Source organism: Mycobacterium paraense (assembly GCF_002101815.1).
In the GTDB taxonomy this organism is placed as follows: domain Bacteria; phylum Actinomycetota; class Actinomycetes; order Mycobacteriales; family Mycobacteriaceae; genus Mycobacterium; species Mycobacterium paraense.
This window is the reverse complement of record NZ_LQPM01000007.1, coordinates 205,624-217,476: the sequence shown is the minus strand read 5'-3', so window position 1 is coordinate 217,476 and position 11,853 is coordinate 205,624. Positions and strand designations below refer to the sequence as shown.

At 69.9% G+C, this 11,853-nt stretch carries 13 protein-coding genes; 8 read left to right on the top strand and 5 right to left on the bottom strand.

The annotated features are described in order from the left end of the window. Positions 1 to 67: 67 nt before the first annotated feature. Complete coding sequence (locus tag AWB89_RS05990; protein ID WP_085099427.1) at positions 68 to 1,045, bottom strand: SGNH/GDSL hydrolase family protein; 978 nt, start codon at positions 1,043 to 1,045, stop codon at positions 68 to 70. A gap of 232 nt (positions 1,046 to 1,277) precedes the next feature. On the opposite strand from AWB89_RS05990, the gene AWB89_RS05985 reads away from it, so the two are divergent. The 3 genes from AWB89_RS05985 (at position 1,278) to AWB89_RS05975 (ending at position 4,545) form a co-directional block, all read left to right on the top strand. After that, positions 1,278 to 2,345, top strand: coding sequence for an alpha/beta hydrolase (locus AWB89_RS05985; RefSeq protein WP_085172201.1), 1,068 nt, complete (start codon positions 1,278 to 1,280; stop codon positions 2,343 to 2,345). 40 nt (positions 2,346 to 2,385) lie between these two features. Then, entirely contained in the window at positions 2,386 to 3,792 is a 1,407-nt protein-coding gene (locus AWB89_RS05980) for a cystathionine beta-synthase (RefSeq protein WP_085099433.1), read from the top strand. Positions 3,793 to 3,900: 108 nt separating this feature from the next. Continuing rightward, positions 3,901 to 4,545 (top strand): RDD family protein, encoded by a 645-nt coding sequence (locus AWB89_RS05975; RefSeq protein ID WP_085099435.1) that lies wholly within the window; start codon positions 3,901 to 3,903, stop codon positions 4,543 to 4,545. Between the two features lie 11 nt (positions 4,546 to 4,556). Here AWB89_RS05975 and AWB89_RS05970 read toward each other — a convergent pair whose 3' ends face one another. After that, positions 4,557 to 4,919 (bottom strand): low affinity iron permease family protein, encoded by a 363-nt coding sequence (locus AWB89_RS05970; protein ID WP_085172200.1) that lies wholly within the window; start codon positions 4,917 to 4,919, stop codon positions 4,557 to 4,559. A gap of 109 nt (positions 4,920 to 5,028) precedes the next feature. Here AWB89_RS05970 and AWB89_RS05965 point away from each other — a divergent pair, with 109 nt between their 5' ends. Further along, positions 5,029 to 6,195, top strand: coding sequence for a cystathionine gamma-synthase (locus AWB89_RS05965; protein ID WP_085172198.1), 1,167 nt, complete (start codon positions 5,029 to 5,031; stop codon positions 6,193 to 6,195). 6 nt (positions 6,196 to 6,201) lie between these two features. On the opposite strand, the gene greA is transcribed toward AWB89_RS05965, so the two are convergent. Both greA and AWB89_RS05955 read right to left on the bottom strand, forming a co-directional pair. Further along, positions 6,202 to 6,696: a transcription elongation factor GreA gene (gene greA / locus AWB89_RS05960; protein ID WP_066915156.1), complete on the bottom strand. Its 495-nt coding sequence runs from the start codon at positions 6,694 to 6,696 to the stop codon at positions 6,202 to 6,204. Positions 6,697 to 6,895: 199 nt separating this feature from the next. Then, positions 6,896 to 7,330, bottom strand: a complete 435-nt coding sequence (locus tag AWB89_RS05955) for a DUF4307 domain-containing protein (protein WP_085099444.1) — start codon at positions 7,328 to 7,330, stop codon at positions 6,896 to 6,898. A 137-nt stretch (positions 7,331 to 7,467) separates the two neighbouring features. Between AWB89_RS05955 and mca the strand changes: the two genes are divergently transcribed. From mca to AWB89_RS05935, 4 genes are read left to right on the top strand one after another with little or no spacing between them, the layout of a single operon-like run. Further along, the gene (mca, locus tag AWB89_RS05950; protein ID WP_085099446.1) at positions 7,468 to 8,337 is read left to right on the top strand and encodes a mycothiol conjugate amidase Mca; all 870 of its coding nucleotides are present in this window, start codon (positions 7,468 to 7,470) and stop codon (positions 8,335 to 8,337) included. Continuing rightward, complete coding sequence (locus AWB89_RS05945) at positions 8,334 to 8,621, top strand: hypothetical protein (protein ID WP_085172196.1); 288 nt, start codon at positions 8,334 to 8,336, stop codon at positions 8,619 to 8,621. Before mca ends, AWB89_RS05945 begins: the two co-directional genes overlap by 4 nt. Further along, positions 8,608 to 10,623: a thioredoxin domain-containing protein gene (locus tag AWB89_RS05940; protein ID WP_085172194.1), complete on the top strand. Its 2,016-nt coding sequence runs from the start codon at positions 8,608 to 8,610 to the stop codon at positions 10,621 to 10,623. The genes AWB89_RS05945 and AWB89_RS05940 overlap by 14 nt, the downstream gene beginning before the upstream one ends. Positions 10,624 to 10,645: 22 nt before the next feature. Continuing rightward, entirely contained in the window at positions 10,646 to 11,029 is a 384-nt protein-coding gene (locus tag AWB89_RS05935; protein ID WP_085172192.1) for a nuclear transport factor 2 family protein, read from the top strand. 2 nt (positions 11,030 to 11,031) lie between these two features. On the opposite strand, the gene trhA is transcribed toward AWB89_RS05935, so the two are convergent. Further along, positions 11,032 to 11,778, bottom strand: a complete 747-nt coding sequence (gene trhA, locus AWB89_RS05930; protein ID WP_085172189.1) for a PAQR family membrane homeostasis protein TrhA — start codon at positions 11,776 to 11,778, stop codon at positions 11,032 to 11,034. Positions 11,779 to 11,853: the final 75 nt, after the last annotated feature.

Genomic DNA, 11,853 nt, shown 5'->3' with positions numbered 1-11,853 from the left:
CTTCCAGCGGATGCGGGCTCGCTAAGTGGGCGGGTGTGCGTTCACACCGCGACGGGCCACACCAAATCTAGTCGGTGGCGGCGGGTGCCCACGCAGACGGGGCGGCGGATTCCGACGCCGGCCGCCGCCACAGCCGCGACATCACGCTCAGCCGCGTGTGGGCCGCACCCAGCACCGGCGCGCTGGTGGGGGCCAGGACGTCGGGTAGCAGGCTTTCGGTTTCGACGCCCAGCGCGTCGCACACCGCGGCCAGCAGCGCCTCGGCGGCCAGCGCGTACGCGGTGGGCGAGGGGTGGTAGCCGTCGGCGGAGAACATCAGCTCGCGCTTGGCCCGGAATTGGGGTGCCAGCAGCTGGGCCATCGGGACCGGCACACCGCCGGCCCCGCGCACGGCCGCGGTCTGCGCGCGGGCCAGCTGCGACGTGCGGGCGTGCGCCAGCGAGCGAAGCGGTTGCGGGATGGCGGTGATGACCCCCAGATCCGGGCAGGTGCCGACCACCACGACGGCCCCGCGGGAGCGCAGCTTGCGCACGGTCATGGCCAGCCGCTGCGCGGATTGGCTGATGCCGTTGAGGGCGGTGACGTCGTTGGCGCCCAGCATCATCACGGCCACGTCCGGCGGCGGCCCGGCCACGAACATCGCGTCGACCTGGCCGGCGACGCCCTTCGACGTGGCGCCGACGATGGCCTTGGTGCTCAGGCGAACGGGCTTGCCGCTCCGTTCGGCCAGCCCGCGCGCGATCAGCACACCGGGCACCTCCTCGGCGCTCATGCACCCGTACCCGGTGGCGGTGGAGTCGCCGAAGATCATCAGGTGCACGTCGACGGACATGCCGCGCTGCCACCGCTGCACGGGGCCCCCGCCGGGGCTGTACACGCCGTCGGCGCGGGGCGGGATGTCCCAGGCCTTCGGGATGACGGTGCGCGTGTGCGCCGCCTGGCCGACGAGCAGGTTGCGTGCGCCCAGATAGGCCGTGCCCGTCGAGGCGAGCGCACCCGCAGTGGCCAGGGCGATCGTCGAACGACGCGGCACCCGGATGGTCACAAAATCAGTTTAGATCCGCTCCGGGGTTTGCGCGGGCGGGTTATCAACAATGCGGTCACGTTGTGAATCAAATGTGGTATCAAATCAGATTCTTCAAACGTTCTACTCAGTAACGCCTGTCAAGCTAAGTTTTAGGGGTTGGCTGAACGCCCTGGGAAGTCGGGCTGAACCAGACGATTGGCTGCCTCGTCACATGCTGTATCGCACTACAACGGCGTAGGAAGTGTTGAGCATGACCGCACCCAGCAAGGTATCCGGGTCACCCCGGAATACCGTTCGGCCACACGAGGTCCTCAAGCGACGTAGAGTTGAGGCACGCAGATTTGCAATCAGCGACGGCGCACCGGTCGAGGTACTCGAGTCCGGGCCCAGCGTTGCTGCACGGGTAGCTAACCTCGCGTCAAGGCTGACGATCCGGCCGGTTCTGGCCGCAGGCAGCCACGCCCCCAACTTTCCCTGGCCGTGGGGCCTCATCGACGCCGCCGCCCGCGTCCTGCTCCCCGTCTCCGCGACGGTCCGCGAGACCGTGAACTTGCCCAATGCTTCCGCGCAGCTGGTGCGCGCGCCCGGGGTGCTCCCCGCCGACGGCACCCGGCGGATCGTGGTGTATCTGCACGGCGGCGCGTTCTTGACCTGTGGAGCAAACTCCCACGGCCGGCTCGTCGAGGCCCTGTCGGAGTTTGCTGACACCCCCGTGCTGGTGGTCAACTACCGGCTGTTGCCCAAGCATTCGGTCGGGATGGCGCTCGACGACTGCCACGACGCCTACCAATGGTTGCGCGAGCGCGGCTTCCAGCCGGACCAGATCGTGCTGGCCGGTGACTCCGCGGGCGGGTACCTCGCGCTGACGCTGGCGCAACGCCTCCAGGAGGAGGGCGAGGAGCCGGCGGCGCTGGTGGCGATCTCGCCACTGCTGCAGCTAGCAAAGGAATGCAAGCAGGCCCACCCCAACATCAAGAGCGACGCGATGTTCCCCGCCAACGCGTTCGACGCGCTCGTCGAGTTGGTTGCTAGCGCGGCCGAAAAGAATGTCGTCGACGGCAAACCCGAAGAGATTTACGAGCCCCTGGAGCACATCAAGCCCGGCCTGCCCCGCACGCTCATCCACGTGTCCGGATCCGAGGTGCTGCTGCACGACGCGCAGTTGGCGGCGTCCCGGCTGGCCGCGGTCGGCGTGCCGGCCGAGGTGCGGGTCTGGCCCGGGCAGGTGCACGACTTCCAGCTCGCCGCGCCGCTGGTGCCCGAGGCCATCCGCTCGCTGCGCCAGATCGGCGACTACATTCGCGAGGCCACCGGCTAGCGAGTGTGCGCCGCCCGAACCCGCCTGACACGATGAACGCATGCGGATCGCGCAGCACATCAGTGACCTCATCGGTGGGACGCCGCTGGTTCGGCTGAACTCGGTCGTCCCGGACGGCGCCGGCACGGTGGCGGCCAAGGTCGAATACCTCAACCCCGGCGGCAGCTCGAAGGACCGGATCGCGGTCAAGATGATCGACGCCGCCGAGGCCAGCGGGCAGCTCAAGCCCGGGGGCACCATCGTCGAGCCCACGTCGGGCAACACCGGCGTCGGCCTCGCGCTGGTCGCCCAGCACCGCGGATACAAGTGCGTGTTCGTCTGCCCCGACAAGGTCAGCGAGGACAAGCGCAACGTGCTGCTCGCCTACGGCGCCGAGGTGGTGGTGTGCCCGACGGCGGTGCCGCCCGACCACCCGGACAGCTACTACAGCGTCTCCGACCGGCTCGTCACGGAAATCGACGGCGCCTGGAAGCCCGACCAGTACGCCAACCCGGAAGGGCCGGCCAGCCACTACGCGACCACCGGCCCGGAGATCTGGGCCGATACCGACGGCAAGGTCACCCATTTCGTCGCCGGCATCGGCACCGGCGGCACGATCACCGGCGCGGGCCGCTACCTCAAGGAGGTGTCCGGCGGCCGGGTGCGCATCATCGGCGCGGACCCCGAGGGCTCGGTGTATTCGGGCGGCAGCGGCCGGCCCTACCTGGTCGAGGGCGTCGGCGAGGACTTCTGGCCGCAGGCCTACGACCGCACGGTGCCCGACCAGATCATCGCGGTGTCGGACTCCGACTCGTTCAACATGACGCGGCGCCTGGCCCGCGAGGAGGCGATGCTCGTCGGCGGGTCGTGCGGGATGGCGGTCGTCGCCGCGATCCGCGTCGCCGAGGAAGCCGGGCCCGACGCGCTGGTCGTGGTCCTGCTGCCCGACGGCGGGCGCGGCTACATGTCCAAGATCTTCAACGACGCCTGGATGTCGTCGTACGGGTTCCTGCGGGCCCGCCTCGACGGCTCGACGGAGGAGTTCAGCGTCGGCGACGTGCTGCGCCGCAAATCGGGCGCGCTGCCCGACCTGGTGCACACCCACCCGTCGGAGACCGTGCGCGACGCCATCGGCATCCTGCGCGAGTACGGGGTGTCGCAGATGCCCGTGGTGGGCGCCGAGCCGCCGGTGATGGCCGGCGAGGTGGCCGGCAGCGTGTCCGAGCGCGAGCTGTTGTCGGCCGTCTTCGAGGGCCGGGCGAAGCTGGCCGACGCCGTCGCCCAGCACATGAGCCCGCCGCTGCCGATGATCGGCGCCGGCGAGCTGGTCAGCGCGGCCGGCAAGGCGCTGCGCGACTGGGACGCGCTGATGGTGGTGGAGGAGGGCAAACCGGTCGGGGTCATCACCCGCTACGACCTGTTGGGCTTCCTCTCGGAGGGGCCCCGCACGACGACCGTGCGGCGTTAGCGGAGCCCCGACCGGCGGCGGCGCGAATCTCGCCTAAACCCGTTCGCGGGCGCGGCCCTCAGGTACTGTAATGCGGCCTGGTTCAGCTAACTCAGTGGAGGGTTGTCCATGACCGATCAACCGACGTCCGGCGAGTCTTACCAACCACCCCCTGGGCCCGGCGGCCCGGCAGCTCCGCCACCGCCGCCCGGCGGCGGCTCCTACCCGCCGCCGCCCCCGCCATCGGGCGGCTACGCACCCCCACCGCCCGGGCCGGCCATCCGCGCCCTGCCGACGGAGTCGTACACCCCGTGGCTCACCCGGGTGCTGGCGTTCCTCATCGACAACATCCCCGCGGCCGTCCTGGTCGGTATCGGCGTGCTCATCCAGGCGCTCACCACGCAGCAGTCGTGCGTCAGCGACATCAATCAGTACAGCGTCAACCAGTACTGCGTCAGCCAGCCCAGCGGCATCGGCATGCTGCTGTATTGGTTGACCGTCCTGCTGGCGCTGGCCTACCTGGTCTGGAACTACGGCTACCGCCAGGGCACCACCGGCTCGAGCATCGGCAAGTCGGTGATGAAGTTCAAGGTCGTCAGCGAGGTCACCGGCCAGCCGATCGGCTTCGGGATGTCGGTCGTGCGCCAGCTCGCGCACTTCGTCGACCAGATCATCTGCTACATCGGCTACCTGTTTCCGCTCTGGGACGCCAAGCGGCAGACGCTGGCGGACAAGATCATGACGACGGTGTGCCTGCCGATCGAAGGGGCCTGATCGAGGGCGTATCAGGCTGAGCCGATCCGCCGCTCCGCGCCGACCGCGCCGGTCAGCGAGCCGCGGCGGCGCTCGTCCATCAGGTCGCCCATCGCCTCGGCGATGGCGTTGAGCTTTTGCTGCACCGCGCGGTCGCTGCGCGACTGGGTGTTCTGCAGCAAGGCGACGAGCAGGAACGTGATGATGTTGGTCACGGTGTTGATGACCAGTTGCCAGGTGTCGACGGTGGGCAGCGCCCAGATCGTCGGTATCCACGCGACGACCACCAGCACGCAGATCGCGAAAAACGAAGGCTTGGAGGCCCATTCGGCGGTGTAGGTCGCGCAGCGATCGAAAAGGGACAGTTCCGTCGCGGTGGCGCTGTCGTCGGGCATGGCGGTCTTCCTCGCGTTCTTCTCAGCGGGGCGGGACGGGTGGACAACCTGGACTACCCCGGCCACCGATTTTCATGCCCGATCGAGGTGGTCACTAGGCTGATCGTCGATGAGCGAGGACCGCAGCCCACACCACCGGTTCCACGGGCTGGCCACCAAGGCCATTCACGCCGGCTATCGGCCCGATCCCGCGACCGGGGCGGTGAACGCCCCGATCTACGCCAGCAGCACGTTCGCCCAGGACGGCGTCGGCGGTCTGCGCGGCGGCTTCGAATACGCGCGCACGGGCAACCCGACGCGGGCCGCGCTGGAGGCGTCGCTGGCCGCCGTCGAGGAGGGCGCCTTCGGGCGCGCGTTCGGTTCCGGGATGGCCGCCACCGACTGCGCGCTGCGCGCGATGCTGCGGCCGGGTGACCACGTCGTCATCCCCAACGACGCCTACGGCGGCACGTTCCGGCTGATCGACAAAGTGTTCACCGGGTGGAACGTCACGTACACGCCGGTGGCGCTGTCCGACCTGGACGCCGTCCGCGCGGCGATCACGCCGCAGACCCGGCTGGTCTGGGTGGAAACGCCGACCAATCCGCTGCTGACCATCGTCGACATCGCGGCGATCTCCGAGATCGGCAGGCAGAGTTCGGCGAAGCTGCTGGTGGACAACACCTTCGCGTCGCCCGCGCTGCAGCAGCCGTTGACGCTGGGCGCCGATGTGGTGCTGCACTCGACCACCAAATACATCGGCGGCCACTCCGACGTGGTGGGCGGCGCGCTGATCACCAACGACCGCGACCTGGACGAGGCCTTCGCCTTCCTGCAGAACGGCGCCGGCGCGGTGCCCGGTCCGTTCGACGCCTACCTGACGATGCGCGGCCTGAAGACGCTGGTGCTGCGGATGCAGCGGCACAGCGAAAACGCCTCGGCCGTAGCGGAATTCCTCGCCGGGCACCCCTCGGTGAGCGCGGTGCTCTACCCGGGCCTGCCCGGCCATCCCGGGCACGAGATCGCCGCGAAGCAGATGCGCGGCTTCGGTGGCATGGTCTCGGTGCGCATGCGGGGCGGCCGGCGAGCCGCCGAACAGCTGTGCGCCCGCACCGAGGTGTTCATCCTGGCCGAATCCCTGGGCGGGGTGGAGTCGCTGATCGAGCTGCCCAGCGCCATGACGCACGCGTCGACGGCCGGTTCGCAGCTGGAAGTGCCCGACGACCTGGTGCGGCTTTCGGTGGGCATCGAGGACGTCGCCGACCTGCTGGCCGACCTGGAACAGGCGCTGAGCTGACGCGCGCTAGGAGTGGTAGGGCTCCGCGCTGACCAGCGTGACCTCGACGGTGTTGCCGTTGGGCACGGTATAGCTGCGGGTCTCGCCCACCTTGGCGTCGATCAGGGCGCCGCCCAGCGGTGAGTTCGGCGAGTACACCTCGAGCTTGCCCTCGTTGACGCCCTCCTGGCGGGTGGCGATCAAGAACGTCTCGCTGTCGGACTTGTCGCCGTTGTAGTAGACCTTGACGACCGAGCCGGGCAGCGCGACGCCGGACTGCTTGGGCGCCTCGCCGACCTTGGCGTTGTTGAGCAGGTCCTGCAGCTGGCGGATGCGGGCCTCCTGTTGGCCCTGCTCCTCGCGGGCGGCGTGGTAGCCGCCGTTCTCGCGGAGGTCACCCTCCTCGCGGCGGTCGTTGATTTCCGCGGCGATGACCGGACGATTCGCGATCAACTGGTCGAGCTCGGCCTTCAGTCGGTCATGTGACTCCTGAGTCAGCCAGGTCACCTGAGTATCCGTCATCTTGTCGTGCTCCTCGTATCTGTATGTTCCGCGTATCCGCGTAAGCCTGTGAACCCCGCTGCCTGGGGTTACCGCCGCTCCGTTCTGACGGCCATTAATGCAGCAATACACGGTCCCAGTAGGAACCGTGCATTCACCCATGTTACCACCGCGCAAACACTTGATGACCCGATATTCACCGTTCTCGTTTGGCGCGCGGTCAGGAGGCGCGCAGGTAGCCGGGCACGTCGGTGCCGCAACCGTAGATGTCGGCCATCACCGGCGGTTGGGAGGATTTCACCGTGGTGGTCACCTGCACGGTGGCCGCCGCGGAGGGCGGCACCAGCACCTCCCGCCGGCCCGTCTCGCTGCCGTCCTTGGCCTTGACCCGCACGATGCAGTCCACCGGGCGCGACGGGTCCGATCGCGTCACGCTGATCGTTACCGACGCGGTCTCGTTGTCGACCACCTGGTAGCCCGCCAGCGTGCCCGTCACGTCGCTGGTGCCGAGCCGCTGATAACCGACGACCGCCACGGCGAGGCCGGCCGCGACCACCAGCACGGCCAGCCCGATGACCACGCGACGCCGGGAGACGCGCGACAGCCGCGACCGGCCGTAGCGGGCCTCGGGGCGCGGAAGGGGAGTTTCGGTCATGCCTGGGTATGCCTGGTGAGTGGGCTGCCGGACACCGGCCGACAGGATGCAACGATCGGAACTGGAATTATAAGGTCGCTTCTAGCTCTTATAGCCCTGCAGGGGCAACCAGCGAACCGACTGAAACAAGGGGGCACGTGAGCGAACTGCGGTTGATGGCGGTGCACGCCCACCCCGACGACGAGTCCAGCAAGGGTGCGGCGACGCTCGCGCGCTACGCCGACGAGGGGCATCGCGTGCTGGTGGTGACGCTGACCGGCGGCGAGCGCGGCGAGATTCTCAACCCGGCGATGGACCTGCCCGACGTGCTGGAGCACATGGCCGAGATTCGCCGCGACGAGATGGCGAAGGCGGCCGAGATCCTGGGCGTGGAGCACAGGTGGCTGGGCTTCGTCGACTCCGGCCTGCCCCAGGGCGACCCGCCGCCGCCGCTGCCCGACGGCTGCTTCGCGCTGGTGCCGCTCGAGGAACCCGTCGAGGCGCTGGTGCGCGTGATCCGCGAATTCCGGCCGCACGTGATGACCACGTACGACGAGAACGGCGGCTACCCGCACCCCGACCACATTCGCTGCCACCAGGTTTCGGTCGGCGCGTTCGAGGCGGCGGGCGACTACGCCCGCTTCCCGGACGCCGGCGAGCCGTGGACGGTGTCCAAGCTGTACTACAACCACGGCTTCCTGCGCGCGCGGATGCAGCTGCTGCACGACGAGTTCGTCAAGCGCGGCCAAGAGGGACCGTTCCAAAAGTGGCTCAAGCATTGGGATCCCGAGCACGACCCGTTCGAGTCCCGGGTGACGACGCGCGTCGAGTGCTCGGCGTACTTCAGCCAGCGCGACGACGCGTTGCGCGCGCACGCCACCCAGATCGACCCCAACGCCGAATTCTTCGCCGCACCCATCGAATGGCAGCAAAGGCTATGGCCGACTGAGGAATTCGAGCTGGCCCGCTCGCGTGTCCCGGTCAAATTGCCCGAGGACGACCTGTTCGCCGGAATCGAGGACGGGTGAACCGCTACCTGGTCGCGGTGCTCGCGGACGGACCCCACAACCACGGCCCCGATTTCGGCAAGGCCAGCCCGGTGGGCCTGCTGGTCGTGGTGTTGCTGCTGATCGCGACCCTGTTCCTGCTGCGGTCGATGAACCGGCAACTGAAGAAGGTGCCCAAGACGTTCGACCCCGAACATCCCGAACCGGACCAGGCCGCCGACGAGGGCACCGACACGGTCGACGAGGACCGGCCGCGGCCGAACGGATCCGCGCGGGCGCCAGGACCCGGCGATGAGCCCGGCTGAGTCCGCCGGAACGAACACCCTTGGGCTGGCCACCAGCCCGTACCTGCGCCAGCACGCCGACAACCCCGTGCACTGGCGGCAGTGGACGCCGCAGGCGCTGGCCGACGCCGCCGCCCGCGACGTGCCGATCCTGCTCTCCATCGGCTACGCCGCCTGCCACTGGTGCCACGTCATGGCCCACGAATCGTTCGAGGACGACGAGGTGGCCGCGGTGATGAACGCGGGATTCGTCTGCATCAAGGTCGACCGTGAGGAGCGGCCGGACCTCGACGCGGTCTACATGAACGCCACCGTCGCGCTCACCGGGCAGGGCGGCTGGCCGATGACCTGTTTCCTGACGCCCGACGGCCGGCCCTTCTTCTGCGGCACGTACTACCCGAAAGAGGGCTTCCTGCAGCTTCTTTCGGCAGTCTCCGCCACCTGGCGGGACCGCCGAGGGGAGGTCGAGGAGGCGTCGGATCGCATCGCCGACGAGCTGCGCAAGATGGTTTCGGCGCTGCCCGGCGGCGGGCCGGACGTGGCGCCGGCCCTGTGCGACCACGCGGTCGCCTCCGTACTGGGCGACCAGGACACCATGCGCGGCGGGTTCGGCGGCACCCCCAAGTTCCCGCCGTCGGCGCTCCTCGAGGCCCTGCTGCGCAGCTACGAGCGCACCGGATCGGACGCGGCGCTGGAGGCGGTGGTGCGCACCGGCAACGCGATGGCCCGCGGCGGCATCTACGACCAACTCGCGGGCGGCTTCGCCCGCTACAGCGTCGACAACGCTTGGGTGGTACCGCATTTCGAGAAGATGCTGTACGACAACGCGCTGCTGCTGCGGGTGTACGCGCACTGGGCCCGGCGGACCGCGGACCCGCTGGCCCGCCGGGTGGCCGCCCAGACCGCGGCATTTCTGGTCGGCGAGCTGACCGACGGTGACATGTTCGTCTCGTCGCTGGACGCGGACACCGAGGGCCGCGAGGGCGCGACCTACGTGTGGACGCCGGAGCAGCTGACGGAGGTTCTCGGCGCCGACGACGGTCGTTGGGCCGCAGAGCTTTTCGCCGTCACCCGCACCGGCACGTTCGAACACGGCAGCTCGGTGCTGCAGCTGCCCGCCGATCCGGACGACCCGCAACGGGCCGAACGCGTCCGGGCCGCGCTGCTGGCGGCGCGGCGCACCCGGGCCCAGCCGGGACGCGACGACAAGGTCGTCACGTCGTGGAACGGGCTGGCGATCACCGCGCTGGCCGAGGCGAGTGTGGCGCTGGACGATCCGGAGCTGGCCCAGGCCGCGCGGCGTTGCGCGTCGGCGCTGCTGGACACGCACGTCGTCGACGGCCGGCTGCGGCGCGCCAGCCTGGGCGGGGTCGTCGGCGACAGCCCCGGCATCCTCGAGGATTACGCGACGCCGGCCACCGGCCTGCTCGCCCTGTACCAGCTGACCGCCGAGGAGCGGTGGCTGAGCGCGGCGACGGAGCTGCTGGACACCGCCCTGCGCCACTTCGCCGACCCGCAGCGGCCCGGGCGCTGGTTCGACACCGCCGACGACGCCGAGCAGCTAGTGCTGCGACCCGGCGACCCGCTGGACGGGGCGACGCCGTCGGGCGCGTCGTCGGTCACTGAGGCGCTGCTGACCGCGGCGCACCTGGTCGAGGGCGAGCGCGCCGAGCGGTACCTGCGGGCCGCGGCCGACTCGCTCGCCGAGCACTCCGTGCTGCTGGAGCGCGCGCCGCGCTCGGGCGGGCACTGGCTGGCCGTCGCCGAATCCGCGGTGCGCGGGCCGCTGCAGATCGCGGTCGCCTGCGACCCCGCGCGGTCGGCGCTGCTGGCCGACGCGCGCCGTCTGGCGCCCGGCGGGGCGATCGTCGTCGGCGGCGAACGGGACTCCTCGGCGCTGCTGGCCGGCCGCGACCGGGTGGGAGGGGCCGACGCCGCCTACGTGTGCCGCGGTCGGCTGTGCGATCTCCCGGTCACAAGCGCGGCCGAACTGGCGGGCGCCCTGGGTGTTTCGGAGCGGTAGTCCGGCGGCTACCCTGCGACCCATGCCGAACGCCACCGACAGGGTCCAAGCGATCACCGAGACCGTCAACCGCTACATCGAGCTGATCGCCACGGGCAGCGCCGACGACATCGTCGAGCTGTACGCCGACGACGCGACCGTCGAGGACCCGGTCGGAGGCGAGGTGCACATCGGGCGCCAGGCGATCCGCGGTTTCTACGCCGCGGTCGGCGACGTGCAGCGCGAGTGCGAGCTGGTGACGCTGCGCGTGGCCGGCCACGAGGCGGCCTTCCAGTTCCGGCTGACCGTGACCGCGGGCGAGCACAAGATGGTGATCGAGCCGATCGACGTGATGGTCTTCGATGCGCAGGGCAAGGTCGCCGCGATGAAGGCCTACTGGTCGGCGGACGACGTGCGGCAGCTCTAGCGTCAGGCGGGGTGGCCGACGTAGAAGACCGCGAGCCACATCGCGATGTAGTGCAGGATCGCCGCGATCGCGGTGAAGGCGTGGAAGAACTCGTGATAGCCGAACGTCTTGGGCCACGGGTCCGGCCAGCGCAGCCCGTAGAGCAGGCCGCCGACGCTGTAGAACGCGCCGCCGACGGCGAGCAGCACCATCGCGGCCACCCCGGCGACGTGGATGATCGTCGGGGCATACCACACGGCCACCCAGCCCAGCGCCAGATACAGCGGGACGCCCACCCAGCGCGGCGCCGTGGGCCAGCACAGCTTCAGCGCGACGCCGGCCAGCGCCCCGCCCCACACGATCCACAGCACCACCCGCCCGTCGGCGGGCGGCATGGCCAGCATCGCGAACGGGGTGTAGCTGCCGGCGATGAACAGGAAGATCATCGAATGGTCGAGCCGCTTCATCAGGGTGCGGCTCTTGTCGGATTTCCAGTTGACGCGGTGGTAGGTGGCGCTGACGGCGAACATCGCGACCGTGGCGATGGCGTAGGCGAACGTGGTCAGCCCGGCGCGGGTGGAGGCCACCGCCCAGGACACCGACACCAGGGTCGCGCCGCAGATGATCGCCAACCACGCGGAGTAGAAGTGGATCCAGCCGCGCATGCGGGGCTTGGTCAGGACCTGCGCGGCACCCTCGGCGAGCTGTTCGACGGGGTTACCGGGCGCGATGGCCTCCGCCTCATGGGGCGTGTCGGTCTGGCTGCTCATGACTCCCATTGCCTCGTGTCGCCGGTCGCTCCTTTGCACCAACACTAGCGGCGAATCGGCACGGGACGCTGTCGG